Here is a 25,976-nt window from a genome sequence, read left to right on the forward strand (position 1 = left end):
TGGCGCCTTTCCCTGAATTTTTCCCTTCCTTGCCCGTGTCATTTGTCGGGCAATCCCCCCGAATTGTCACGGATTGTCATCGATTGTTTTTATGTGTATTGAAATAATATTAACAACGTCTCCCTGATTGACGAGCCCGCTTTGCGTCGGATTTAATCGGCGATTCCAGGTTGTATTAATGCATTGATAACACGGTTGCCCTGTCAGCCGATCAATCGCGCTGATCGGCCGCCGAATCCGACAACACATCATCAGGGAGATGCACGCAATGTCCACCAATATCATCTACGTTCCGTATTATCCGGGCATGAACCCGCCGACGGTCGGCGCGGCGCTGACCGGCACCCAGGAGAGCGACTCGCTGGCCGGTTCGGGGTATGCCGACAGCCTGTCCGGCGCGGATGGCCACGACACGATCCACGGTTACGCGGGTAACGACACGGTGCTGGGCGGCACGGGAGCCGACACGCTGTACGGCGACGATGGCAACGACAGCATCAGTGGCGAAGCGGGTGCCGACCGGCTGTATGGCGGCAACAACGACGACACGCTGCTCGGCGGAACGGGGGATGACTACCTGTCGGGCGATGCGGGCGCGGACCGCCTCGACGGCGGCGCCGGCAAGGATTACCTCACCGGCGGCGCGGGGGCCGACGTGTATGTGTTCGGCAAGGGCAGCGGCCAGGATACGGTCTACAACTACGACAGCGACGCGCCGGGCGTGCACGGCGACAAGGTGCTGCTCGGCGCCGGCATCGTGCCGGCCGGCGTGATCCTGCTGCGCTCATACGGCGACCTGATTCTGAAGATCATCGGCACCGATGACCAGCTGACGATCCAGGGCTATTTCAACAGCGACGCTACCACCGCCTCGGCGGTGGAAACGATCCAGTTCGCCGACGGCACGGTGTGGGACGTGGCGGCCGTGAAGACGAAGGTGCTGGCCGGCACGGCCAGCAACGATACCATCACCGGCTACGCCATCGCCGACAGCCTGTCCGGCGGGGACGGCAACGACACGATCCAGGGCCAGGGCGGTGACGACACCATCGGGGGCGGCAGCGGTGCCGATGCGCTGTACGGCGAGGACGGCAACGATACCGTGAACGGCGACGCCGGCGCCGACCGGCTGTATGGCAACGCGGGCGACGACGCGCTGGCCGGCGGTACCGGCGACGACAGCCTGTACGGCGAAGCCGGCGCGGACCGCCTCGACGGCGGCGCCGGCAAGGATTACCTGGCGGGCGGAGCGGGCGCCGACGTGTATCTGTTCGGCCGGGGCAGCGGCCAGGATACCGTCTACAACTACGACAGCGATGCGCAAGGCACGAACGCGGACAAGGTGCTGCTCGGTGCCGGCATCACCACGGCCGACGTGACGCTGCAACGTTCCAACGGCGACCTGGTGCTGACGATCAAGGGCACCGGCGACCAGCTGACGATCCAGGGCTATTTCGGCACCGACGCCACCACCAGTGCCGCCGTGGAAACGATCGAGTTCGCCGATGGCACGGTATGGAACGTGGCGACCGTGAAGGGCAAGGTGCTGCCGGGCACGGCGGCCAGCGACGCGATCACCGGCTACGCCGGCGCCGACAGCTTGGCAGGCCTGGACGGCAACGACACGATCCAGGGGCAGGCCGGCAACGACACGGTGCTGGGCGGCACGGGAGCCGACCTGCTGTACGGCGAAGACGGCAACGACAGCGTGAGCGGCGACGGCGGCACGGACCGGGTGTATGGCGGCGCGGGCGACGATACGGTGGCCGGCGGCACCGGCGACGACAGCCTGTACGGCGAAGAGGGCGCCGACCGGCTCGATGGCGGCGCCGGCAAGGATTACCTGGTCGGGGGCGCGGGCGCGGACGTGTACGTCTTTGGCCGGGGCAGCGGCCAGGACAGCATCTACAACGCGGACAACGATGCGGTGGGCTGGAATGCCGACAAGGTGCTGCTGGGCAGCGGCATCACGACGGCCAACGTCACGCTGGTGCGCTCGTACAACGACCTGATCCTGAAGATCAACGGCACCGCTGACCAGCTGACGATCCAAGGCTACTTCACGACGGATGCGACGAGCAGCTCGGTGGTGGAAACCATCCAGTTCGCCGACGGCACGGTGTGGGACGTGGCCGCGGTGAAGGCGAAAGCGACCGTTCCGGTCACGCCGCCGCCGGTCACCGTGAACGGGACGGGCGTGGCCGATACGCTGGCGGGCGGTACCGGCAACGATAACCTGTACGGCAACGCCGGCAACGACCGGCTCGACGGCGGCGCCGGCGACGATTACCTGGACGGCGGTACCGGCAGCGACACCTACGTGTTCGGCCTGGGCTCGGGCAAGGACAGGATCAGTGCCTACGACACCACGGCCGGCAAGGTCGATACGATCCAGTTCGGCGCCGGCGTGCTGGCCGCGAACGTGACGGCCACCCGCGATGGCTCCGCGCTGGTGCTGACGATCAATGGCACCGCCAACGAGCTGCGCGTCAACAACTACTTCATCGGCGACGGCGCCGCCGGCTACCAGGTCGAGCAGATCCGTTTTGCCGACGGCACCACGTGGAACGTGGCGGCGGTGAAGGCAAAGGTGCAGGCAGCGACCGTCGAGAACGACTACTTGTACGGCTACGCGGTCGCGGACGCGATCAATGGCTCGGGCGGCGATGACACCGTATATGGCGCGGCCGGCAACGACACGCTCGACGGCGGCACCGGGGGAGACCACCTGTATGGCGAGGATGGCGCGGATATCCTGTCCGGCGGCGCGCACGACGACCGGCTCGACGGCGGCGACGGCAACGACACGCTGCAAGGGCAGGGCGACCGGGACACGCTGTATGGCGGCGCCGGCAACGACGTGCTCAGCGGCGGGACCGGCAACGACCAGCTCGACGGCGGCACGGGCAACGACACGTATCTGTTCGGCATCGGCTCGGGCAAGGATACGATCAGCGCCTACGACGGTACGGCCGGCAAGGTCGACACGATCGAGCTCGTCTCGGGCCTGCTGCCCGCCAGCGTGACGGTGACGCGCGACGGCTCGGCCCTGGTGCTCGCGATCAAGGGCACCGGCGACGAGCTGCGCGTGAGCAGCTACTTCCACGCCGATGGGACGGGCGGTTACCAGGTCGAGCAGATCAAGTTCGCCGACGGCACCATCTGGGACGTGGCGGCGGTGAAGGCGAAGGTACAGGCGGGCACGGGAGGGAACGACGTGCTGTACGGCTATGCCACGGCCGACGTGTTGACGGGCCAGGCCGGCGACGACACGGTGTATGGCGCGGCCGGCAACGACCAGCTCGATGGCTCCACCGGCGTGGATTACCTGTACGGCGATGAAGGCGACGACACCCTGGCGGGCGGCGCGCACGATGACCGGCTGGACGGCGGCAACGGCCACGACACCCTGCAAGGGCAGGCCGACCAGGATACCCTGACCGGCGGCGCGGGCAACGACGTGCTCGACGGCGGTACGGGCAACGATAACCTGGACGGCGGCACGGGCAACGACATCTACCTGTTCGGCCGGGGTTCGGGCAAGGACACGATCACGGCCTACGAGGCCACGGCGGGCAAGCTGGACGTCATCCAGCTGGGCGCCAGCATCGTCGCCGCGAACGTGACGGCGACCCGCGGCGGCTCGGCCCTGGTACTGAAGATCAACGGCACCGCCGACGAACTGCGCGTGAATTATTACTTCACGACCGACGGCACCGGCGGCTACCAGGTCGAGCAGATCAAGTTCGCCGACGGCACCGCCTGGGACGTGGCCACCGTGAAGACGAAGGTGCAGGCCGCGACGGGTGAAAGCGATTCGCTCTACGGCTACGCGACGGCCGACGTGCTGTCGGGCCTGTTCGGCGACGACACGCTGACCGGCGCAGCCGGCGACGACCGGCTCAATGGCGGCAGCGGCAACGACCTGCTGTACGGCGACGATGGCAACGACACCCTCGACGGCGGCCTGCACAACGACGACATGAACGGCGGCAGCGGCAACGACCTCTACCTGGTCGACAACAGCGGCGACCGTGTCTACGAGTATGGCGACGGCGGCATCGACATCGTCCAGAGCAGTGCCAGCTTCGTGCTGGGCTCCAACGTGGAAACGCTCACGCTGACCGGCACCGCCGCCATCAACGGCACCGGCAACGCGCAAGCGAACACGATCGTCGGCAATGGCGCCGGCAACATCATCGCCGGCGCGGGTGGGGCGGACGCGCTGACCGGCGGTGGCGGCAATGACATCTTCGACTTCGACGCCGTGGCCGACATGGGCCTGGCCGCCGGCGCATGCGACGTCATTGCCGACTTCGCGCGGGGCGCCGACAAGATCGACCTGTCCACGCTCGATGCCAACACGGCGACGTCGACGAACGATGCGTTCAGCGGCTTCATCGCCACGGGCACGGCGTTCACCGCCGCCGGGCAGCTGCGCTTCGACAGCGGTGTCCTGTACGGCAATATCGACGCGGACGCCGCGGCGGAGTTCGCCATCCAGCTGACCGGCGTGTCGACGCTCTCCATCGTCGATATCATGGTGTAAACAGCAAGGCAATACCTGCCGCCGCGGCCGCCCGGCCGCGGCAACATCCTCCCGTGCCGGGGTGGAACGCGGATCCCGCTATAATGAGTGCTTACTCATTAAACCTGGCTTCCCGTTCGCCCCATGGCACGTCCTAAAAGCGAAGAAAAACGCGAAGAAAAGCGCCTGCAGCTCCTGCATGCCGCCGCCGAAGTGGTGGCCCAGCGGGGCGCGGGCGCGCCCACCGCCGCGATCTCGGCCCTGGCCGGCGTGGCCGAGGGCACCCTGTTCCGCTATTTCCCGACGAAGGAAGCGCTGTTCAACGAGCTGTACCTGTACATCTTCCGGCACCTGTGCGATGCGCTGCACGATGTGTTCGATCCCGCGCTGGATCCCATGCAACCGTTGCACCGGCGCGCCCAGCGCCAGTGGAACAGCTACATCGACTGGGGCCTTGCCCACCCGGCGTGGATGCGGGCCCTGACGTGCCTGGCCGCCACCGACGCGCTGACGGAAGCGACGCTCGACGCGAAACTGGCCATGTTCCCCGACGTGGCGCTGGTGGAAGCGGGCATGCAGGGCGAGTTGTTCGGGCACTTGAATCCCGCCTACGGCGATGCCATGTTCATGGCGATCGCCGATGCGACGCTGGAATTCGCCGCGCGCGAGCCGTTGCGCGCCGAAGAGTACAAGCTCAGCGGATTCAAGGCCTACGCGCGCATCTTCCTGCCCCCTCCGGTGGAATTTCCGACGAACGAGCGAACCGCGGCCGGACAGGTCCGGATGGCAATGCATCACCAGATGAAGGAAACGCAATGAACGATCGATCGCTCGATATCGCGGAAGTCGACTCCCGCGACGTGGAAGTGGCGGGTGCCGCGGGGCCGCTGCCGGCCCGGCTGTATTTTGCAGGCACCACGGCCGGCGCCGCGGCGGGCAAGCGCGACACCCTGCTGGTATTCTTCCACGGCGGCGGTTTTACCGGCGGCTCGATCGACGAGGCGGACGACTTCCTGCGCCACCTGGTGGCAGCCGATCCGGGCCAGGTGGCGCTGTCGGCCGGCTATACGCTGGCCTGCGAAAAGCCGTTCCCGGCGGCGGTGGAAGACGCCCACGCGGTACTGCTGTGGGCGAAGAAGCATAAGGCGGCCCTGTCGTGGAACGGCAAGCGGCTGATCGTGGCCGGCATCGAAGCGGGCGCCAACCTGGCCGCCGTCGCGTCGCTGGTGGCGCGCGACCGGGGCGGGCCGGCGCTGGCCGGGCAGGTGCTGATCATGCCCATGCTCGATCCGGGGCTCACCACGTGCTCGATGCGCACCATGCCGTCATGTACGGAAAAGGCGACGGTGGTGGACCAGGTAGCGCGCAGCTGCGCGAGCGGCTACCGCGCCTACCTGCCCAACGCGGCCGACCGCACGCACCCGTATGCTTCGCCGCTGCAATCGTCGCGCCTGAAGAACCTGCCGCCGGCGCTGATCCTCTCGGCCGACGACGACCCGCTGCGGGACGAAGCCGAGCAATACGGCGCCAAGCTGATCGGCGCCGGCATTCCCACGGCCGTGAAACGCCTGCCGCCGCCGCCGCTCGAACAGCCGGAAGGGCGCAGCGATTGCGTGTGCACGTTCGCGCTGGCCGAGATCGGGGCGTTCCTCCGCGCCCTGCAGTGACCGTTATGCGGCGGCGCGCGGGATCGCCTGCAATTGCTGGTGGATCGCGTGCTTTTCCAGCATGTGCAGGGGCAGGCTGACGAAGATGTTCAGGTGCTCGCGCAATCGGTAGAACGCCTGGTGGAACGCGGCGCGGCGCTGTTCCTCGCCGCCTTCGACGGCCGCCGGATCGGGCACGCCCCAGTGCGCCGTGATCGGGTGTCCCGGCCAGATGGGGCAGGACTCGCCGGCCGCGTCGTCGCACACGGTGATGATGAAATCCATCGCCGGAGCACCCGGCGCGGCGAATTCGTCCCAGCTCTTGCTGCGCAGCCGGGCGACCGGATAACCCGTGTGCGCGACCTGTTCCAGCGCCAGCGGGTGCACCGTTCCGCCCGGACGGCTGCCGGCGGAATAGCCGCGGAAGCGGCCGTTGCCCATCGTCGTCACCAGCGCCTCGGCCATGATGCTGCGCGCGCAATTGCCCGTGCAGAGAAACAGCACGTTATAAACCTTCTCTTCCATTCAGATCCTCGTTTTGTCAGCCAAACGTCAACGGTAACGGGGAATCTTGACCTGCCGATGACAGGCGCCGCGGCTTTTCCCGCTCGCCGGCAGCCGCGCGGGCGCACGGTAGTGGATCAGCGGCATGTGTGGCTGGACGAACAGTGCCGCCTCCGATTGCGCCGTAATCTTTGGCCTGGAGACGGAAAATACATGCAACACGGCAATTGCGCGGCAGCCACCGCGATTCGAGAACATACGCGTCGGGATTGCATGATGGATGGGCGGGAACAACGAACCGGGCACCCGGTCGCGGCGATCGCCGCCGCGCTGTGCATCGGGCTGGCAGTGGCCAACCTGGGCGGCTGGCTGACGGTTGCACGCCTGCTCATTTCGGTCGCGCCGGGCCTGCCGGCCATGGTGCCCGCGACGGCGGTGCTGTCGCTGCTGGCCGCGGCCGCGCTGTGGGCGCAATGGCGCTGGCCCGGGGGCATGCCCTGGCGCCTGGCCTTTCCGGGGCCCTGGCCGTGCTCGCGCTGGCCATCGAGGCATGCTACGCGGCCGGCGCGGCGCCAGCGCCATTCGTGCTGGCGATGAGTGGGCACGAACGGGCGACCAGTCTTTCCGCGCCAGTCACGGCCGGCATGTTCTGCGGGCTCGCCGCTGCATTGGTGCTCACGTCCGGGCGCCGGCACCTGCGCCCTACACGCAGGCCGGCATCACTCCGGAACGGGGCGAAGGGGGCCTCGGCCTTGGCCTGTGGCTGGCGCGGCGGCTCGCCGACCTGCACGGCGGTGTGCTGACGGCTGCCAGCCCCGGACCGGGCAAGGGCAGTACGTTCGTGCTGGCGCTGCCGCTCTTCGATCCCGTCGCCGGTTGCCCCGAGGAGGCGCCTTGACCATCTTTCAACTGTGCGTTTGGAAATTAATACTTCAGGTTAGAATCATTTGACTATTCGCCGGGCGGTACAGCAAGATTGCAGGCCCGGCGCACCAACCATCCAGGCTTTCGGCCATGACGACGAACCGCATTCCTACTGGTATTCCTGAACTCGACGCAGTGCTGCGCGGCGGCCTGCTCGAGGGGCGCATCCACCTGATCGAGGGCCGGCCGGGCACCGGCAAGACCACGATCGGCATGCGCTTCCTGATCGCCGGCGTGCAGCAGGGGCAGAACTGCCTGTACGTGACCCTCTCCGAGACCCTGCCCGAGATGCAGGCGACTGCCCATAGCCACGGCTGGTCGCTGGAAGGCATCCGCCTGTTCGCGCCGGACCTGCTCGATGCGCACGAATACGGCGAGCAGACCATCATGCTGCCCAGCGACGCCGAGCTCTCGCGCCTGATCGACGGGATCGCCGGGCAGGTGGAGCGCAGCGGCGCGAACCGCGTGGTGATCGATTCGATGGCCGAGATCCGTCTGATGGCGCACGACAGTTCCCACTACCGCCGCCAGATCATCACGCTGCGCGACCGTTTGAGCCGCGCCGGCGCCACCGTGCTGCTGCTGGACGACCTGACGGCCATCGACCACGAATACGAGCTGCAAAGCGCGGTGCACGCCGCCATCACGCTGGAGCAGCGCGACCGTTCGTATGGTTCGGTGCGCAGGGTGCTGAAGGTGGTCAAGCTGCGCGGCGGCGAGTACCAGAGCGGTTGGCACGATTTCGCCATCGAGCGCGACGAGGTGCTGGTGTTCCCCAGCCTGATCGCGGAGGAGCACCGCCGCGACTACGAAGCCGTGCCGCTCGAAAGCGGTGTGCCGGGGCTGGACGAGATGATGGGCGGCGGCATCCTCGACGGCACGTCGACGATGATCATCGGCCCGGCCGGCGCGGGCAAGACGACGCTGGCGCTGCAATACGCGCTGGCGGCCGTGCGCCAGGGCGGGAAGGCCGCCTACTTCGTGCTCGACGAAGCGGAGATGACGCTGCGCTCGCGCATGATCGAGCGCTTCGGCATCCACGACGCCACGGACAAGCCGGGCGGCCTGGACATCCACCGCATCAATCCCTCGCGCATCTCGCCCGGCGCCTTCATCTGGCGGGTGCGCCGCGCCGTGGAGGCCGACGGAGCGCGCATCGTGATCATCGACAGCATCAATTCCTACCTGGACCTGGTGCGCGAGGAACGCACGCTGCTGGTGCAGATGAACGAGCTGTTTTCCTACCTGTCGAACATGGGGGTGATCGCCGTGATCGTGGGCGCCCACTCGGCGGCGCTGGACACCTCGCGCGAGCCGGACGCGCTGTCGATCATCACCGACAACGTGATCTCGCTGCGCTTCCAGGAAGCGGATGGCCGCATCGAGGCGGCCATCGCCGTGCTGAAGAAACGACACGGCCGCCACAGCCGCGACATCCGCCGCTTCCGCCTGACCGAGGAGGGCTTCTCGGTCGATGGCCGCGCGGCCGCCACCGGCAAGGAAGACATGACCCCGCTCGTGCCCTGACATGCATGCGGCCCTGTATGCCCCGGTCGGCAGGGATGCCAGCGTCCTCTCCACGGTGCTGGCCGCCGTGCAGCTGGACTCGCTGGTGTTCACCGCCGCCGCGCCATTCATCGCCGCGCTAGACGGGGATGCGCTGCTGGCCATCGTGACGGAGGAGGGCCTGATGCGCTGCCCGGCCGACAAGCTGGCCGCGCAGCTGCGCAGCCAGCCGTTGTGGTCCAATATCCCGATCATCGTGCTGGCCGACGCCAACTCGCTGCTGCCGGGCGGGGCCACCGGCGTACTGGAAAAGCTCGGCAACGTCACCCTGATCACACGCCCGCTGCGCCGCGAAGAGCTGCTGCTGGCCATCCTCTCCGCCCACCGTACCCGGCTGCTGCAATTCCAGGTGCGCGACCAGTTGCAGCAACTGAGCGAGCACGCGGCCGAACTGGAGCGCCGGGTGGACGAGCGCACCGCCGCCCTGGCCCACGAGGTGCGCGAGCGCCGCCAGGTCGAAGCCTCGCTGGCCGAATCGCGCCGACTCGAATCGCTGGGCCGCCTCACCGGCGGCGTGGCCCACGACTTCAACAACCTGCTGCAAGTGATTTCCGGCGCCACGCAGGTGATCCGCCTGATGGGGCGCGACCTGAACCTGTTGCAGAAACCGCTGGACAGCATCATGCGCGCCACGGAGCAGGCCGCCCGCCTGACGCAGCAACTGCTCGCCTTCGCGCGCCGCCAGCCGATGCAGAACGCCATGGTGCGCCTGGACGAACAACTGCCCGCCACGGGGCAGCTGCTGCGCCATTCGCTGGGCAAGCAGATCAAGCTGGAACTCGACATCGAGCCGGCGCCATGGCCGGTGAAGACGGACCTGGCGCAACTGGAAATCGCGTTGCTGAACCTGGCGATCAACGCCCGCGACGCGATGCCGCGCGGCGGCACCGTGACCCTCCTGGCGCGCAACCTGGACCTGCCCGCGTTCGATCTGCCCGAGCTGGCCGGTTTGCGCGGCCACTACGTGGAAGTGGCCTTGCGCGACGAAGGCGAGGGCATGACGGAAGCGGTGGCGCGGCAGGCTTTCGAACCGTTCTTCACGACCAAGCCGCTGGGCAAGGGCACGGGGCTCGGTCTCTCGCAAGTGTACGGCTACGCGCAGCAGAGCGGCGGCATGGCCTACCTGCGCTCGTCGCCGGCCGGCACCCTCGTCGGCATCGTGCTGCCGCGCGGGGACGAGGAACAGCCCGCCCAACCTTCCGTCGCGCCGCCCGCCGACCCCGCCGAAATCTTTGCCGGCTTGCGCGTGTTGTGCGTGGAGGACGATGCGCTGGTGGCCGAAGTGGCCGTCGCCCTGTTCGCCGCGCTGGGGTGCATGGTGTGCTGCGCCGAGAATGCCGAGCAGGCGCTGTCGAGTGACCTGGACAGGATCGACCTCGTGTTCTCCGACGTGCGCATGCCCGGCAAGCTCGATGGCGTGGAAATGGCCAGGCGCCTGGCGCGCACGCATCCACGCCTGCCTGTCGTGCTGGCCAGCGGGTTCATCGGCGAGCCTGACCGGTTGAAGGGATTGGTCGTGGAGTTCGTGCGCAAGCCCTACACGACCGAGATGGTGGTCAATGCCGCTTGCGCTGCACTGGCGCGGGCGCGTTCGGGCGATGGCGCAGGGGCCGGTGCGCAGCCTGGAGAAAAGAGGGCTTGACCCAGCGCAAGCTTGTCCCTATAATCATGCCTCTTTCGGGAGGTTAGCTCAGGGGTAGAGCACTGCATTCACACTGCAGGGGTCGCAAGTTCGAAACTTGCACTTCCCACCAGGATTCATCAGGAAGGGCCTGCAACGCGAGTTGTGGGCCTTTTTTGTTCTGGCGGTGGCAGCGCTGTTGCTGAAATATTGTCCCGCGCGCCATCTCGGCACTATGACGTTGCTCGCGTGCTGCTCCTCGATCGCTCTAGTACGACCTGCAAACGCATAGTGGCGTCGTCAGTCCAGCCTGCGCTGACAAAATTGGCAAAGCCCATCAACAGCCCGCCGCGTTCCGCATTGTGCATATACCAGTCGCTCAGCGCACCTACAGCAAGTCCTGCCGCCGCAGCCGCAGCCGCAAGTGCCCTGTCGCCATGCTCCTGAGGCAAATACGCCAGCACATGAATTCCCCCAGCCTGCGGCTGCACATACAGCCGATCCCCCATCACCCGCTCCAGCGCATCGACCAGATACCCCCGCCGCGTCGCATACAACGTCCGCATCTTCCGCAAATGCCTCGCAAAATGCCCCTGTTCCATGAACTCCGCCACCATCGCCTGGGGCAGGATGGAACCCGGTCCGGGCACATGGTTCAACGCGAGGTTGAGTCGTTCGACCAAGGCTGAGGGCGCAACCAGATACGCCAGCCGCAGCCCAGGGAACAGCACTTTGCTGAACGTCCCGGTGTACAGCACCCGCCCGCCTGCATCGAGGCTCTTCAGCGCCGGCAACGGCCGCCCGTGGTAGCGGAATTCGCTGTCGTAGTCATCTTCGATGATCCAGGCGCCACGAGCTTTGGCCCACTCCAGCAACTCCAGCCGCCGCGGTAGCGAAAGTGCCACGCCGGTCGGGCTCTGGTGCGTGGGCGTGACGACGGCAAAGCGCGCATCGGCGGCCACACGCAGCCCGACGGCAACGTTCATTCCCTCATCGTCGACAGGGATCGGCGCGAGGCGCATGCCGGCGTTCAGGAGGTGATGGCGCGCGTGCACATAGCCCGGGTCCTCGTACCACCCCAGGTCGCCCGGCTGCAACAGGGTGCGGCAGACGAGGTCCAGCGCGCCGCGATACCCGCCTGTCACGAACACCTGTTCATGCGAGCACGAGATGCCGCGCGAGACACCCAGGTAAGTCGCGATGGCCCGCCGCAGCGGCTCGTAGCCGGCCGGGTGCGGATAGAGCATGGCGGCAGTGTCCAGCGTGCGCAGGCAGCGGCCCGTGAGGCGTGCCCACGTCTTGCGCGGGAACGCATCGAGGGCGGGCAAGCCGAGTTGAAATGGCAGGATGTCGCCCGGTGCCGTGTCCCTGGACGGCATCGCGGGAGGAGCTTCCCGCGCCGCCTTGGGCTCGCCCGCGCCGGGCAGGCCGGTAATGCGCGGCGAAACGATGGTCCCTGCGGCGCCTCGTGCCACGAAGTATCCCTCGCTCGTGAGCATCTGGTACGCCAGTTCGACCGTGCCGCGCGCCAGGTTCAGTGCGCTGGCAAGACTGCGCACGGAGGGCACCCGGTCACCCGGTGCCAGTTGCCCCTGGGCGATCGCGTTCCGGTAACGCCGGTACAGTTGCAGATACATGGGGCCGTCATGCCCGGCGTCGGGCTTCAGTAGTTGAAGATCCATGCCCTCATCTTGTCCTGGTCTTTTGCGCATTTCTTGCACCTGTCGGGTGAGCCATGATTGTCTTATCTTGACGGCTTCGAGACAAGGAACCGCAATGACCGATTTCCGACTGAGTGCCATCGAATCCGAGGAGGATTACCTCGCGAGCTTCGCCGTCATGCAGGAGCTGCGCCCGCATCTGGGGGACGCCGCCGCGTTCGCCGAGCAGGCGCGCCGTCAGGCGGGGCAGGGCTATCGCCTGCTGGCGGCCTGGCAGGACGGGCAAATCAGGGCACTGGCGGGCTATCGCGTGCAGGAAAACCTGATATATGGCCGCTTCCTGTACGTCGACGATCTCGTTACCTCCGCCCGCGCACGCGGACAGGGCCTTGGGGCGCGCCTCATCGGCGCCCTACGGGAGGAAGCGCGCGAGCAGGCGTGTTCCCACCTCGTGCTCGACACCGGCTTGGCGAACGCGCTGGCGCAGCGCTTCTATTACCGGCAGGGACTGCTGGGCGCAGGCATGCATTTCCGCCAACCACTTTGAGCGCCCGACGCGGCGCGAATCACATCAACTCTCTAATAAGGATATTCATGAGCACACCGAAACGCTTGCCGTACTACAGCCTGTCTCCCGAAGCCTACCGGGGCTTTGGGGCCACGAAGGCGGCGCTGGAAAAGAGCCCTCTCGGCAAGGAACTGATCGACCTCATATGGCTGCGCATGTCGCAGATCAACGGCTGCGCCTTCTGCCTCGAAATGCATGCCAAGGCGTTGCGTGCCGGCGGCGTGCCGGAGGCCAAGCTGGACAGCCTTGCCGGATGGCGCGTGGCCGAGCATTTCACCGGGCGCGAGCGCGCCGCGCTGGCCTGGACCGAATCGCTGACGCACGTGGACCGCACCCATGCACCTGATGAGGATTACGAGCCGCTCAAGCAGTATTTCAGCGATGTCGAAATTTCCGACCTGTGCTTCGCCATCGCCCTGATGAGCGCATTCAACCGGCTGGCCATCGGCATGCGCCAGTAAAGGGAAAGGAAATCATGCACATCCTGCATATCGACTGCTCGCCACGGAAAGTCTCGCATAGCCGTCAGCTGTCGGCCGCCCTCGTGGCGCGGCTTCTCGCGCTCGATGCCGCATCGATCGTCATTCGCCGCGACCTGGGGCGCCACCCGATACCCCATGCGGACGGGGAATACGCGGCCGCGTTGGCGTCGCCCGTCGAGCAGGCGGATGGCCGGCACGGCACGGCGACCGGCCTTTCCGAGGAATTGATCGCCGAGATCGAATCGGCGGACGCCCTGGTGATCGGCACCCCGCTGAACAATTTCACGGTGCCTTCCGTGCTCAAGGCCTGGATCGACCAGGTGCTGCGGATGGGGCGGACGATCATCAAGACGCCCACCGGCGAAAAGGTCGGTCTCCTGCGCGACAGGCCGGTCTACATCGGTATCGCATCCGGTGGCGTGTTCACGGGCGAGCGCGCGAGGCAGCCGGACTTCCTCATGCCCTACCTGACAGCCGCCTTCGGCTGCGTGGGCCTGCGATCGCTGCAGTTCTTTCCGCTGCAGGCGACCGCTTTCCTGGACGACGACCGCCTGGCCGCCGAGCGGCACGCCCTGGTCGCAACGATGGACCTGAGCCTGGGCCGCGTCGAAAGCGCGTGAATGCGCACGGCGCGCGCACGATTACGAGGCGTAGTCCGACACGGGCACATGGCGAGCGGATTCGCGGTTATATTTTTGCCAACCGCATCCTCATCGTTCCTGCCCATGAAAACCTTCCACTGCGATAAATGCTCCCAGCAAGTCTTCTTCGAGAACACCGTCTGCCTCAACTGCGGCAGCAGGCTGGGCTACCAGCCCGCGCACCGCACCGTCAACAGCTTCGAACAGGGGGAGGCCGGCCAGTGGCGCAGCCTGAACCGCAGGGACGCGGGGAAGCTGTACAAGCAGTGCGCGAACTACGTGCAGCACGATGTCTGCAACTGGATGCTGCCGGCGGACGACCCGCACGAGCTGTGCGAATCGTGCCAGCTGACGGAGGTGATCCCGGCACTGTCGTCGGAGAAGAACCATATCCTGTGGTCGCGCCTCGAAGCGGCCAAGCGCCGCCTGCTGTTTTCACTGGCAACGCTGCGCCTGACGCCCGCGCCGAAATCGGAGGAGCCCGCAACGGGCCTGGCGTTCCAATTCCTGGAAGATATGGCACCGAACGAGCGCGTGATGACGGGCCACGCCAATGGTGTGATCACGCTGAACATCGCCGAGGCCGATCCCGCCGAGCGCGAGCGCACGCGCGAGCAGATGCACGAGCGCTATCGCACCTTGCTGGGCCACTTCCGCCACGAGAGCGGCCATTACTACTTTGACCGGCTGGTCGCCGATAGCGAATGGATCGGGGAGTACCGGGAACTCTTCGGCGACGAGCGCGAGGACTACGGCGCCGCGCTGCAGCGCCACTACAACGATGGCCCCCCGGCGGACTGGGAGTCGCGCTTCGTGAGCAGCTACGCCAGCATGCATTCGTGGGAAGACTGGGCCGAGACGTGGGCGCACTACCTGCACATGATGGATGCGCTGGAAACGGCCCACGCATGCGGCATGTCGCTCAATCCCACCCGCCCGGACGAACCATCGCTGGAAATCCCTGTCCCACCCGTCAAGGCGGACACGTTCGAGGAAACCCTGAACGAGTGGTTCGCGCTCACCTATGTGCTCAACAGCCTCAATCGCAGCATGGGCATGCCGGATTCCTACCCGTTCAAGCTCAGCACCCCGGTGCTGGACAAGCTGGCGTTCGTGGACAAGGTGGTGCGCGCGCAGATGAAAACTGCATGACGCGGCAGGCCGGGCGCGCGCCACCGCCGCATCGGCGCTAGCCGACCAGCGATTCCAGCACCTGCCCGGTCGTGCGTACCTCCGCATACTCGCCATGCAGGTTCGCCAGGGCCATCAGGTGCACGTCCTCGGCGCTGCGCAGGTGCCCTGCGAAATCCTCCTTCTCGAATGCGAAGGTCGCATCCGCGACCACGGTCGCTGCGAACCCCAGATTGCCGGCCGTGCGGGCGGTCGACTCGACCGAATTGTTGGTGCTGACGCCGACGATGACGACCTGGCGGATGCCGCGCACGTGCAGCCAGCGTTCCAGCCCCGTATTGATGAACGCATCCGGCACGTTCTTTTCCACCACATGGTCACGCGCCATCGGCGCGAAGCGCTCCTGGAATTGCACGCCCTCCTGGCCGGGCGCGAACACGGAGGTGGGGGAGCGGCTGATATGACGAACGCACACGAGCGGCTGGTGCGCTTCGCGCCAGGCCGCCACGAGGCGGGCCATGTTGTCCTCGGCCGCCGGGTTGTTGCGGGGCGGGAGCGTGGGGCTCTGCATGCCCTTTTGCATGTCGATGACGATCAGTGCGATTGGTCCAGTCATGGGCGTTCCTTGTCGCGGAAGAGGGGTATCGGTAGATGGTGGAAATTGTACAGGTACGGGCTCGTTGCCAATGCCGAGCGCTCGCCGCAATTTGCCGACGATGGCATGAACAGCACGGAAGCGAGCGAGGAGCGGCAGGCCGTCGCGCATGCGCCGGCGGTGCGCTAGCTTGCTCGATCAGCGGGCGCCGCAAGCCGCACATGCAGCTCCCGCAGCTGTTTCTCATCCACGCTGGCCGGAGCATGCGTAAGGAGGTCTTGCGCCTGCTGCGTCTTCGGGAAGGCGATCACGTCGCGGATCGAGTCCGACTTCGTCATCAGGCTCACCATGCGGTCCAGGCCGAAGGCCAGGCCGCCGTGGGGTGGCGCACCGTACTGCAATGCATCGAGCAGGAACCCGAATCGCCGTTGCGCCTCTTCCGCCTCGATGCCCAAGGCACGAAACACGCGCGACTGTAGTTCCGGTCGATGAATGCGGATCGAGCCACCACCCAGTTCCCAGCCGTTCAGCACCATGTCGTAGGCCTTCGCCAGGCAGGCACCCGGGTTGGTTTCCAGCAGGTCTTCGTGGCCATCCTTCGGTGCCGTAAACGGGTGGTGCGTGGCGGTCCAGCGATGGTCTTCCTCGTCGTACTCGAACATCGGAAAGTCGATGACCCACAGCGGTGCCCACACGTCGTCGAACAGGCCGTTCTTCCTGCCGAAATCGCTGTGACCGATCTTTACGCGCAGCATGCCCATGGTTTCGTTGACCACCTTGGCCTTGCCGGCGCCGAAGAAAACCAGGTCGCCGTCCAGGGCGCCGGTGCGCTCGAGGATAGTGGCCAGCACGTCGTCGCTGATGTCGGTCAGGAGCGGCGGTAGCAGTCGGTCGCATCCATTGGCTTTTTCGTCCATCTGGATGCAGTGCAGCGCTATTGCACCGTGCGTGGCCACGAACCCGGTGTACGCATCGATTTCCCGGCGCGGCATGCCGGCGCCCTTCGGCACTCGCAGACCGACCACGCGGCCATCGGCCATGTTCGCGGCGCCCGAGAGCACCTTGCACGCCACGTTCTTCATCACGTCGGTCAGTTCCGTGAATTCCAGCTTCACGCGCAAGTCCGGCTTGTCCGACCCGTATCTGGCCATCGCGCTGGCGAAGTCCATCACCGGGAATGGGTCCGGCAGGTCGATCGACAGGGTGTTCCTGAACACCCTGCGGATCATGTCCTCGCACAGGTCGCGGATTTCCTGCTCGCTCAGGAACGAGGTTTCGCAGTCGATCTGCGTGAATTCCGGCTGGCAGTCGGCGTGCAGGTTCTCATCCCGGAAGCACCGGGCAATCTGGTAGTAGCGGTCGAAGTTCGCCACCATTAGCAGCTGCTTGAACAGTTGCGGCGACTGCGGCAGTGCGAAGAACTGTCCGTCGTTGACCCGGGAAGGCACGAGGTATTCGCGCGCGCCTTCATGCGTGCAGTTCGCCAGGATGGGTGTTTCGATGTCGATGAATTCCCGTTCGTCCAGATACCTGCGCACCTCCATCGTCACCTTGTGGCGCAAGCGCAGGTTTTCCTGCATTGGCGGGCGGCGCAAGTCCAGTACCCGATGCGTCAGCCGCGCCGTCTCGGGAAGATGATCGGCGTCGAGCCGGATCGGCACCGCCGCGGAGGGATTGAGCACTTCCAATCGCGAGCACACGACTTCCATGCAGCCCGGCAGCGCTTCGCCGCCTGCCGTTTCGGAAGGTCGCACGGTGACGACGCCCTCGACACGGATGCAGAAGTCCTCGCGCACTTCCATGGCGGCGTTGAACGCTTCGGGGTGCTCGCTACCGCACACCACTTCCACGAGCCCCTCGCGATCCCGCAGTTCGATACGGATGGCCGCGTCGTCATCCAGGCGACGCTGTACCCAACCGCACAGGCTGATCGTCTGGCCTGCGAGCGCTTCGCTGGCATGACCGCAATAATGGGTACGCATGGACATGATGCCGGTTCCGTTCAGGGTTCAACAGGAGCCCTGGACTGTAGCGCTTGCGGCGGCGTGTCAAGAAAATCGTGTGTTATACCGTGTAGATCGATACAAATATAATCACGACGGGAGGACCGAGGGGGTTCGGGGCGGGCGGATTTCGCATCCATCGGCCAGTCAACCGGACCAAACTACGGCGAAAATGTGGCAGGGACCATCTTGATCCCGGAATTCCTGATGAATTCGCCCGCAATTGCGTTCGCTATCGCGGTCAATCGCCGTTCCCGCAGCGTCACCCCGACAGGGTCTGGTTGAGCACCTTGCCGCCGATCCGCACGTTCGCGAGCACCACGTTCAAGGCATTGTGCAGGTAGACGGGCTCCTTGCCGTTGCGCGGCGTGCCGAAGTCGCAGTCCCGGATCGTCACGTTCGTCACCGGCACGATGGGCGTGCCGGCCGGGCCGTTGAAACTGCCCGCTACTGGGCCGAGGATCAGGATCGCCTGCCAGCCGGAGAACGACCCGTCGGCCATCGTCACGTTCGACGCGCGCAGGTTCGAGATATGGATGTCGGACACCGCCGGCGGCCGGGTGCGCACGGCATCGTCGGTGGGCGCGTAATTGCAGTCGATCGTGACGATCGCGCCGCTGCCGGTGGCCAGGCCCTTGAACGGGTTGGCGGCATCCGGCGGCGCCCCCTTGCGGTCGCGCGCGTCCACGCCGTTGGGCACGGTCACGTCGCGCACGTACAGGTGGCGCAGGAAGCCGCCGCGGTTCATGTTGGTCTTCAGCCGGATGGCGCTGCGCAGCGGGTCCGTGGCCCAGTGCGCGTTGCGGAACTCGATGCGCTGCGCGTACACGTGCTCGATGCCGGCCGCCATCTCGCTGCCGAGCGTCACGCCGCCGTGGCCGCTGTTCATCACGCAATCCTGGATCACCACATTGCGGGTAGCGCCCAGCTGCGTGTCGCGGTTCTTGCCGGACTTGATGGCGATGCAGTCGTCGCCCGTGTTGAACGTGCAGCCTTCCACCAGCACCGTGTCGCAGGATTCGGGGTCGAAGCCGTCGTTGTTCGGCCCCGTGCTTTCCATGTTCACTGTCGAGAACCTCACATTGCGGCAGTCCACCGGATGGTGCAGCCAGAAGGGCGACGCCACCACGCGGTAGCCCTCCAGCAGCACGTCCTCGCAGCCGATCAGTTCGATCATGCAGGGTCGCAGGTAATGGCCGATGCCGAACACGCGCTTCTCGACCGGTACGCCCGCTTCCGACAGCGCGGGCAGATAGCGCGGATCGCCGTTCCAGCGCGGGTGCTCACCCTGGATCAGCGCACGCTGTTCCGGCGTGAGCCACGGTGCCACCGCCGCCAGAGGCGCGTTGAGCGGATTGACGCTGCCCGCGTTGATCTTGCCCTCCTTGCGGTCGATCCAGTCCCACCACGGGCCGTCGCCGGCATCCACGTGCACGCCGGCCTGGCCGTCCAGGATGCTCGTCCAGTCCTCGCCGGTGAGGGCGATGTTCTTCTGGTTGCGGGCATACACGAGGGGAGAGTAGTTCAACAGGTCATTGCCCTGCCAGCGCGACAGCACCAGCTTGCCGTGCTTGCCGCAATCCACGTCGCCGTGCTTCGCATAGTCCGCCGGGTCGGCGCTGAAGTACACATGGGCATTGGCCGCCAGGTGCACGTGCACGTTCGAACGCAGCACGATCGGCCCCTTGCAGTACCAGTTCCCGGCCGGGATCAGCACCCGGCCACCGCCCGCGCGGCTGGCCGCCTCGATGGCGGCGGCGATCGCGGCATGGCTGTCGGGAGAGCCGGGGGCGGGCGTCTTCACGTCCGTGATCTCAGTGCGCCACACCAGTTTCGCCGGTACCAGCGCGCAGCTCTTCGCGCCGAATGCAGTGATGACGAAATCCTCGCTGCGGAACTTGAGAGGGCGTGAGCAGCGCTCGACGATGCCTTGCGCGCGCTGCCATGGATCGGCGAGGGCCTGGGCGGTGGCGGGCGGCACGGTGCCGCTGGCAAGCAGCATGCCGGCGGCGGAGGTGCCGCGCAGGAAGCGGCGGCGCGGACGGCTATGCAAATCGGTCATAGGTGTGTTGTTCATGTCAGGGACGCTGGGCGCCGGGATTGCGGACGACGAACGAGCCGGCCGGCAGCCCCGTCACGTGGCTGTCCCCGCCTACTTCGACGGGCGCCTGGGCAGGTATGTCCAGCTTCGTGTTCGTGAAACGCCAGTCCCGCGCCTGGCGCAGGTAGCCGCCGCTCTTCGCCTCGATGTCGATGCCGTCGAACGTGAAGCGTTGCAGCGGCGCGTCGGGAACACCGGCCACCTCGAAGGCCGAGCGTGCGCCGGTGGCCTTGATGTTCCAGATTTTTATGTCGCGGAAGCGGGCCAGGCCCTTTTCCTTCGGCACGGGCGTGGCCATGACCTTCCAGTGCGGCGGCACTTCCTTCACGTTTTCCGGGATGGTGGCGTAGCTGTAGTTCGGGTTCCAGTTCATGTTGACGCGCATGACGATGGGCGTGCCCTTCATCGTGATGTCGTGCAGGCGCAGGTTCTCGCCCCAGCCGCCGCGCGTGTGGGCGGACTTGAACAGGATGCCGACGGGCGTGTTCTCGTCGAACGTCATGTTGTAGGCTTCGATGTTGCGAAAGCCGCCGGAGGTCTCGCTGCCGAACGTGATGCCGCCTTTGGAGGCGCGCACCACGATGTCGCGGATCACCACGTCCTCGGTCGGGCGGTTCACGCGCAGGCCGTCGGCATCGCGCCCTGCCTTCAGCACCACCGCGTCGTCGTTGACGGAAATGTCGGCGTTGGCCACCAGCACCCTGCGCGAGGAATCGATGTCGATGCCGTCCGTGGACGGGCCCTTGCCATCGTCGTTGTTGCGGATCGTGAGGCCGTCGACGGTCACGTCGTAGGAGTAGCACACGTGCACGGTCCAGAAGCCGGCGCGTCGCATCAGCAGGCCGCCACCCACTTTCACGTCCAACGAATCGAACACCTGCACGAGGCGCGGCCGCTGCGCGTCGTAGTCCGATGCCCAGCGCAGTCCGCGCGGCTCGTAGTCCTTGCGCAGCGCCCAGTAGTGATCCCAGAACACCTTGCCGTCGCCATCGATCGTGCCTTCCCCGACGATCGCCGCGTTCTTTTGGCGGTACACGTTGACCAGGGCCGCCGGCCAGGTCATCTCGATGCCGGCGATCCGCGTGGGCATCAGTGGGTAGTCCTCGATATTGCGCGAGCCGAGCAGGGTGACGCCCTTGTCCAGCTTCAGCGTGACGCCGGACTTCACGAAAATCGAACCGGTCAGGTAAGTGCCGGTGGGGAAGACCACGGTGCCTGCTTCCCTGGCGGCGGCGTCGATCGCCTTCTGGATCGCCGCCGTGTTCATCGTGACGGCGTCGGGCCTGGCGCCGTAGTCGCGGACGTTGAAGTCGGCGGCCGAGCCTTGGGCCGCGAGGAGCAGGGAGGCGGCGAGGAGGAGGAGTCGCATGGTTGTCCCGTGTGTACTTTATAAATTGCGCACCTGATGGCTGGGCTAGTGTAGCGGCGGATTCAGCACTGCGCGTGCCGGAGGGCGATCTGCTCAAGAATGTGACCAATCCCGTGCGGCGGATACGCTGGTGTCGGACACCTTCAGGTGTCGGACACCGGTTTTCCTGTGAGGCATCGGCGGATGTTCGACACCGGTCTTCTTGGACCCAAGTCACGGGTGTACGCCGGCGACAACCGGTGTCGCACACATTTTCCGGAAGAAGCGTCCGGAAAATATGTCCGACACCAGCGTAGCGCCCGCCGCCGGCTCATCCGGATTCGCGGATATAATTTATTCAATACAACCCCCGAGACCCATGGCCCGACCACCTCTCGTCTTCAAGCGCAGCACGAACATGCTGCTCGACCACCTCGCCGCCCACGTGGCGATCGGTGACCCGCTGCCGACCGAGCAGCAGATGGCCGCCCTTGTCGAGGGCAGCCGCACGGCCGTGCGCAGCGTGCTGGCGCACCTGCACGAGCAGGGCCTGATCGGCGACCTGAAGGAGCGCCGGCTGCTGCGCAAGCCGCGCCGCAAGGATTATTTCGATATCGCCGAATTGCAGCCGGGCTCGGACCGCATCCGCGAAGTGCTGATGGAGCGCATCTACCAGCGCGACATGCCGCCCGGCGCCGAGTTCTCGGAGACGGAGCTGGCGCGCGCCTCGGGCACCGGCACGATCAGCGTGCGCGAATTCCTGATCGAGTTCTCGCGCTCGGGCCTCATCGAAAAGAAACCGCGCGGCGGCTGGCGCCTGTGCGCCTTCGACCGCTCGTTCGCGATGGAGCTGGCGGACGTGCGGCAGATGTTCGAGTTCGCCGCCGTCGACCAGTTCGCGCAACTGCCGGCCGACGATCCGGCGTTCGAGAAGCTCGATGAACTGATCGCGCGGCACGAGCAGCTCGGCTCCGTGATGCCGGCGCGGCACAAGGATTTCCCCGCGCTGGACCGCGACTTCCACACCTTCCTCATCGGCCTGCTGCACAACCGCTTCGCCAAGAGCCTCTACGACGTGGTGTCGCTGGTGTTCCACTACCACTACCAGTGGGACAAGGACGAAGAGCAGGCCCGCAACCAGTACGCGGTGCACGAACACCTGGATATCCTGCGGGCGCTGGCGCGGCGCGATTTCGCCGGCGCGCGCGAGGCGATGCGCATCCACCTGAATTCATCGCGCAGCACGCTGCTGCAAGGGATCCGCGCCCGGGAAGAAAAGGCGCAGGCCAAACACCAACGATAACGACAGCAACGACAAGGAGACGAACCCGCAATGAGCAACATCGACCGCGACATCGACCGGCGGCGGCGCGCCGTGTGCATGCAACTCCTCGGCGGTCTCGCCGGCATCGCCCTCGGCGGCAGCGCCCGCGCCAGGCCCTCGGTGGACGAAGCGGCGAAAGTCTTCCGGCTCGATGGCGCCGGCGTCACGTACGCGTTCGGCGTCAACAAGGATGGCCAGTTGCAGTCGCTGTACTGGGGCAGCGCGCTGGCGCCGGAAGACCGCTTCCCGACCCCGGTGCCGGTATGGGAAAACTCGTCGAACGAAACATCCACCGTGGTCACGCCGCACGAATTCCCGGGCTTCGGCGGCGGGGTGACGATGGAGCCGTCGCTGAAGGTTACTTTCCCCGACGGCGTGCGGGATCTCGTGCTCAAGCACGTCGACCACCGCGTGGAGGGCGATCGTATCGTAATCCGCCTGAAGGACGTGAGCCGCGCCGTGCACGTCACGCTCACGTATGCGATGGATGCCGCGACGGGTATCCTCGCGCGCTCCGCGGTGGTGGAGAACCGCACCGGCAACTGGATACAGGTGGACCAGCTGGCGGCGGCGAGCCTGAACCTGCCGTACGGCGACGATTACCGGCTTTCCTACCTCACCGGGCGCTGGGCTGGCGAGTTCGCCCTGCAAACCCACGACATCGTGCCGGGCTCGATCGTGATTGAAAGCCGCAAGGGCGTTACATCGCACCAGGCCAATCCATGGATCGCGATCAGCCGCGGCAACACCGAGGAGGAATCCGGGCCAGTGTGGTTCGGCGCGCTGGGCTGGAGCGGCTCGTGGCGCATCCACGTGGACATGGAATCGCTCGGCAACATCCGCGCCACCGCCGGCTACAACCCGTTCGACTTCGCGTATCGCCTGAAACCCGGCGAAAGCCTGGCTTCACCCGTCTTCCATGCCGGCTATTCGGAGGAGGGCTTCGGCGGCGCCTCGCGCCTCTTCCACCGCTACCAGCGCGAGAAGATCCTGCCCGGCGCGCCGGCGCCGAAGGTGCGGCCGGTGCTGTACAACTCGTGGGAAGCCACGCTGTTCTCCGTGGACGAAGCGGGGCAGACGGCGCTGGCCGAAAAGGCGGCCAGCATCGGCGTGGAGCGCTTCGTGATGGACGACGGCTGGTTCGGTGCCCGCAACGACGACAAGGCCGGCCTGGGCGACTGGGTCGTCAACCGCAAGAAATTCCCGAACGGGCTGGCGCCGCTGATCAGGCGCGTGCGCGAGCTGGGCATGGAGTTCGGGCTGTGGGTGGAACCGGAGATGGTCAATCCCGACAGCGACCTGTATCGCGCCCACCCGGACTGGGTGATCCACTTCCAGGGCCGCCCCCGCAGCGAGGCACGCAACCAGCTCGTGCTGAACCTAGCGCGCAAGGACGTGTACGAGCACCTCCTGGCCATGCTCGACCGCCTGCTCAAGGACCACGACATCGCCTTCCTGAAATGGGACCACAACCGCGCCTGGTCCGAGCCGGGCTGGCCGCAAGTGGCGCCGGCCGAGCAGCAGCGGCTGTACGTGGCGTACGTGCAGAACCTGTACAAGCTGCTGGCCGAGCTGCGCCGGCGCCACCCGAACGTGGAGATCGAATCCTGCGCCAGCGGCGGCGGGCGCGTGGACCTGGGCATCATGGCGCTGACCGACCAGGTGTGGACGTCCGATAACACCGACCCGCTGGACCGCCTGCTGATCCAGGACGGCTTCACGCGCGCCTATACGCCGCAAATCATGATGGCGTGGGTGACCGAGGCGCCGAACTTCGTGAACAAGCGCGTCACGTCGCTTGAATACCGCTTCCTGTCGGCGATGCAGGGCGGGCTCGGGATCGGCGCGAACCTGAACCATTGGAAGGAAGCCGACTTCGCGACGGCGAAACGGCTCGTGGCGGAATACAAGGCGACCCGCAAGACCGTATTGCAGGGGAACCTGTACCGGCTCGTGTCGCCACAGCACCGCTCGGGCCGCTCGGCCACGCTGTCGGTGGCGCAGGACGGCAGCCAGGCGGTGCTCTTCGCCTTCCTGCATGCCAGCGGCATGCGCGACCCGTTGCCGCGCATCCAGCTGCGCGGGCTCGATCCGAAGCGCACGTATGCGCTGCGCGCCATCGCCGGCACGGCCGCGCCGCGCACGCCGCGGCAAGCCAGCGGCGCCTACTGGATGGGCCATGGCGTGCAGGTCGTGCTGGCGGGGGACTTCCAGGCGGCGGCGTTCGTGCTCGACGCGGCGGCTGGGCCAGCGCTGGCGATACCGGGCTGACGTCGCCGCCTTGCTCGCGCTCTTGCGCATCCATGCCGAGCCGGTCTGCCACGCGCTGGCGCAGCGGTCCCCGCAGAGAGTCATTGCACGCTCGTTGGCGCGCGGAATTGTGCCCTGCGGGCGAACGCATCGTCTCCGAGGACCCTGTCGATCACGGCGCGGGACAAGCCCTCCTGGGTCAACAGTCGCTCGGCATGGCCGCTGGCGATGATGCACTTCAATATCACCGCCGCGTCGACGATTCCGGCGAGCGCAAAATTTCTTCGTCGCATCGACGTCACCTCGTTAGCGGGGCCGGGAAGCGCGTGCGGCGGGATCGGACGATACCCGGTCAGTACCAGCGGATGGCCCGGCGGCGGTCGGGTTCCAGCATCACGCGCTGGATCGCCGACGCGGCAACGCCATACAGTTCGAGCAGCTCTTCCGCTTCCGGCCTGGCATCCTGCTTCGACAGCTCCACGGCGCGATCGACTACCTGGGCCGTGATCGTATCGCGGCGGCGGCGGTTTTCGCCGTGCCGCACGTCCAGCATCGTTTCGCATTCCGACTGCCAGTGGGTATGCTTTTGCTGCAGCGCTTCCCTCATGGCTTCTTCGTCACTCTGCCGCCGCGTCCCGTTGCAGGAGATGGCCCTGAGCGCGGTGGCTGGCGCGATGTCGCGCAGGCGTAAGTGGTACCACGCGTTCATGGGGCCCAGGACGACGTTGACGCGCAATGCCGCTTCGAATACGCGCGCCCGGGCCTGGTCGAGCCGCCTGTCCCTTGCCCCGTCAGCTTCCATGGCACTGGCACTGGCGCTGGCGTTGCCGGTCATCGCATTGCCTGGGCTTCCGCCACGGCGTGCCGCTCCTCGCTCGCTTCGGTGGCGTTCATGCCGTCGTCGACGAGCCCGGCCGAGCGTTCGGCCGTGGCGACCAGCCCCCGGATGCAGTCCAGGTCTTCCGTCTCCTCGGCGGGGGTTACGTCTTCCCCGTCGTCGGGATCGCCGGGCGCCGGCGGTGCCGGCGCTGCTGCGTGCGGTCGAGAGGGCGCCGCGTCGGGATGCATCGTAGTCATCATGTT

The 25,976-nt window shown here is 66.6% G+C and carries 23 protein-coding genes and 1 tRNA gene; 15 read left to right on the forward strand and 9 right to left on the reverse strand.

Annotated elements, in window-relative coordinates; genetic code table 11:
* Positions 1 to 268: 268 nt before the first annotated feature.
* From V6Z91_RS17205 to V6Z91_RS17215, 3 genes are all read left to right on the forward strand, one after another.
* Positions 269 to 4,549, forward strand: a complete 4,281-nt coding sequence (locus V6Z91_RS17205) for a calcium-binding protein (RefSeq protein ID WP_338758924.1) — start codon at positions 269 to 271, stop codon at positions 4,547 to 4,549.
* A 123-nt stretch (positions 4,550 to 4,672) separates the two neighbouring features.
* The gene (locus V6Z91_RS17210; RefSeq protein ID WP_338758925.1) at positions 4,673 to 5,347 is read left to right on the forward strand and encodes a TetR/AcrR family transcriptional regulator; all 675 of its coding nucleotides are present in this window, start codon (positions 4,673 to 4,675) and stop codon (positions 5,345 to 5,347) included.
* Positions 5,344 to 6,195 (forward strand): alpha/beta hydrolase, encoded by an 852-nt coding sequence (locus tag V6Z91_RS17215; RefSeq protein WP_338758926.1) that lies wholly within the window; start codon positions 5,344 to 5,346, stop codon positions 6,193 to 6,195. Before V6Z91_RS17210 ends, V6Z91_RS17215 begins: the two co-directional genes overlap by 4 nt.
* Positions 6,196 to 6,198: 3 nt before the next feature.
* On the opposite strand, the gene V6Z91_RS17220 is transcribed toward V6Z91_RS17215, so the two are convergent.
* Entirely contained in the window at positions 6,199 to 6,699 is a 501-nt protein-coding gene (locus tag V6Z91_RS17220; protein WP_338758927.1) for an arsenate reductase ArsC, read from the reverse strand.
* Between the two features lie 252 nt (positions 6,700 to 6,951).
* Between V6Z91_RS17220 and V6Z91_RS17225 the strand changes: the two genes are divergently transcribed.
* The 5 genes from V6Z91_RS17225 to V6Z91_RS17245 all read left to right on the forward strand — a co-directional run bounded on the left by V6Z91_RS17225 (position 6,952) and on the right by V6Z91_RS17245 (position 10,922).
* Positions 6,952 to 7,275, forward strand: a complete 324-nt coding sequence (locus V6Z91_RS17225) for a hypothetical protein (RefSeq protein WP_338758929.1) — start codon at positions 6,952 to 6,954, stop codon at positions 7,273 to 7,275.
* A complete protein-coding gene (locus V6Z91_RS17230; RefSeq protein ID WP_338758930.1) occupies positions 7,229 to 7,576 on the forward strand; it encodes an ATP-binding protein in 348 nt (115 codons plus the stop codon). The genes V6Z91_RS17225 and V6Z91_RS17230 overlap by 47 nt, the downstream gene beginning before the upstream one ends.
* Positions 7,577 to 7,692: 116 nt before the next feature.
* Complete coding sequence (locus tag V6Z91_RS17235) at positions 7,693 to 9,129, forward strand: ATPase domain-containing protein (protein WP_338758931.1); 1,437 nt, start codon at positions 7,693 to 7,695, stop codon at positions 9,127 to 9,129.
* Between the two features lies 1 nt (position 9,130).
* Positions 9,131 to 10,810, forward strand: a complete 1,680-nt coding sequence (locus V6Z91_RS17240) for a response regulator (RefSeq protein ID WP_338758932.1) — start codon at positions 9,131 to 9,133, stop codon at positions 10,808 to 10,810.
* A gap of 37 nt (positions 10,811 to 10,847) precedes the next feature.
* A tRNA-Val gene (locus V6Z91_RS17245) sits at positions 10,848 to 10,922 on the forward strand.
* Between the two features lie 100 nt (positions 10,923 to 11,022).
* Here the strand turns inward: V6Z91_RS17245 and V6Z91_RS17250 are convergent.
* Positions 11,023 to 12,471, reverse strand: a complete 1,449-nt coding sequence (locus tag V6Z91_RS17250; RefSeq protein WP_338758933.1) for a PLP-dependent aminotransferase family protein — start codon at positions 12,469 to 12,471, stop codon at positions 11,023 to 11,025.
* Positions 12,472 to 12,565: 94 nt separating this feature from the next.
* On the opposite strand from V6Z91_RS17250, the gene V6Z91_RS17255 reads away from it, so the two are divergent.
* The 4 genes from V6Z91_RS17255 (at position 12,566) to V6Z91_RS17270 (ending at position 15,293) form a co-directional block, all read left to right on the forward strand.
* Complete coding sequence (locus tag V6Z91_RS17255; protein WP_338758935.1) at positions 12,566 to 12,997, forward strand: GNAT family N-acetyltransferase; 432 nt, start codon at positions 12,566 to 12,568, stop codon at positions 12,995 to 12,997.
* Positions 12,998 to 13,044: 47 nt separating this feature from the next.
* Positions 13,045 to 13,479, forward strand: a complete 435-nt coding sequence (locus V6Z91_RS17260; protein WP_338758936.1) for a carboxymuconolactone decarboxylase family protein — start codon at positions 13,045 to 13,047, stop codon at positions 13,477 to 13,479.
* A 14-nt stretch (positions 13,480 to 13,493) separates the two neighbouring features.
* The gene (locus tag V6Z91_RS17265) at positions 13,494 to 14,120 is read left to right on the forward strand and encodes an NAD(P)H-dependent oxidoreductase (RefSeq protein WP_338758938.1); all 627 of its coding nucleotides are present in this window, start codon (positions 13,494 to 13,496) and stop codon (positions 14,118 to 14,120) included.
* 105 nt (positions 14,121 to 14,225) lie between these two features.
* Positions 14,226 to 15,293, forward strand: coding sequence for a putative zinc-binding peptidase (locus tag V6Z91_RS17270; RefSeq protein ID WP_338758940.1), 1,068 nt, complete (start codon positions 14,226 to 14,228; stop codon positions 15,291 to 15,293).
* Between the two features lie 37 nt (positions 15,294 to 15,330).
* Here V6Z91_RS17270 and V6Z91_RS17275 read toward each other — a convergent pair whose 3' ends face one another.
* On the reverse strand, positions 15,331 to 15,888 hold the full coding sequence (locus V6Z91_RS17275; protein WP_338758942.1) for a cysteine hydrolase family protein: 558 nt from the start codon (positions 15,886 to 15,888) through the stop codon (positions 15,331 to 15,333).
* A gap of 45 nt (positions 15,889 to 15,933) precedes the next feature.
* Here V6Z91_RS17275 and V6Z91_RS17280 point away from each other — a divergent pair, with 45 nt between their 5' ends.
* The gene (locus V6Z91_RS17280) at positions 15,934 to 16,056 is read left to right on the forward strand and encodes a hypothetical protein (protein WP_338758944.1); all 123 of its coding nucleotides are present in this window, start codon (positions 15,934 to 15,936) and stop codon (positions 16,054 to 16,056) included.
* On the opposite strand, the gene aspS is transcribed toward V6Z91_RS17280, so the two are convergent.
* From aspS to V6Z91_RS17295, 3 genes are all read right to left on the reverse strand, one after another.
* On the reverse strand, positions 16,053 to 17,849 hold the full coding sequence (gene aspS / locus V6Z91_RS17285; RefSeq protein ID WP_338771910.1) for an aspartate--tRNA ligase: 1,797 nt from the start codon (positions 17,847 to 17,849) through the stop codon (positions 16,053 to 16,055). The two genes, V6Z91_RS17280 and aspS, sit on opposite strands and share 4 nt — an antisense overlap.
* Positions 17,850 to 18,132: 283 nt before the next feature.
* The gene (locus tag V6Z91_RS17290) at positions 18,133 to 19,932 is read right to left on the reverse strand and encodes a glycoside hydrolase family 28 protein (RefSeq protein WP_338758945.1); all 1,800 of its coding nucleotides are present in this window, start codon (positions 19,930 to 19,932) and stop codon (positions 18,133 to 18,135) included.
* A 16-nt stretch (positions 19,933 to 19,948) separates the two neighbouring features.
* The gene (locus V6Z91_RS17295; protein WP_338758947.1) at positions 19,949 to 21,340 is read right to left on the reverse strand and encodes a glycosyl hydrolase family 28-related protein; all 1,392 of its coding nucleotides are present in this window, start codon (positions 21,338 to 21,340) and stop codon (positions 19,949 to 19,951) included.
* A 358-nt stretch (positions 21,341 to 21,698) separates the two neighbouring features.
* On the opposite strand from V6Z91_RS17295, the gene V6Z91_RS17300 reads away from it, so the two are divergent.
* Both V6Z91_RS17300 and V6Z91_RS17305 read left to right on the forward strand, forming a co-directional pair.
* Positions 21,699 to 22,622 carry a GntR family transcriptional regulator gene (locus tag V6Z91_RS17300; protein WP_338758949.1) on the forward strand — a complete coding sequence of 308 codons (924 nt, stop codon included), beginning with the start codon at positions 21,699 to 21,701 and terminating at the stop codon, positions 22,620 to 22,622.
* Between the two features lie 30 nt (positions 22,623 to 22,652).
* Positions 22,653 to 24,914: an alpha-galactosidase gene (locus V6Z91_RS17305; protein ID WP_338758951.1), complete on the forward strand. Its 2,262-nt coding sequence runs from the start codon at positions 22,653 to 22,655 to the stop codon at positions 24,912 to 24,914.
* An 80-nt stretch (positions 24,915 to 24,994) separates the two neighbouring features.
* Here V6Z91_RS17305 and V6Z91_RS17310 read toward each other — a convergent pair whose 3' ends face one another.
* The 3 genes from V6Z91_RS17310 to V6Z91_RS17320 are packed head-to-tail and all read right to left on the reverse strand — an operon-like array spanning position 24,995 to position 25,973.
* Positions 24,995 to 25,186 (reverse strand): hypothetical protein, encoded by a 192-nt coding sequence (locus V6Z91_RS17310; protein ID WP_338758953.1) that lies wholly within the window; start codon positions 25,184 to 25,186, stop codon positions 24,995 to 24,997.
* 59 nt (positions 25,187 to 25,245) lie between these two features.
* A complete protein-coding gene (locus V6Z91_RS17315) occupies positions 25,246 to 25,728 on the reverse strand; it encodes a hypothetical protein (RefSeq protein ID WP_338758955.1) in 483 nt (160 codons plus the stop codon).
* Entirely contained in the window at positions 25,725 to 25,973 is a 249-nt protein-coding gene (locus V6Z91_RS17320) for a hypothetical protein (RefSeq protein ID WP_338758957.1), read from the reverse strand. Before V6Z91_RS17320 ends, V6Z91_RS17315 begins: the two co-directional genes overlap by 4 nt.
* Between the last annotated feature and the right edge of the window lie 3 nt (positions 25,974 to 25,976).

It is taken from the genome of Massilia sp. METH4 (genome assembly GCF_037094685.1).
Lineage (GTDB): Bacteria > Pseudomonadota > Gammaproteobacteria > Burkholderiales > Burkholderiaceae_D > Rugamonas.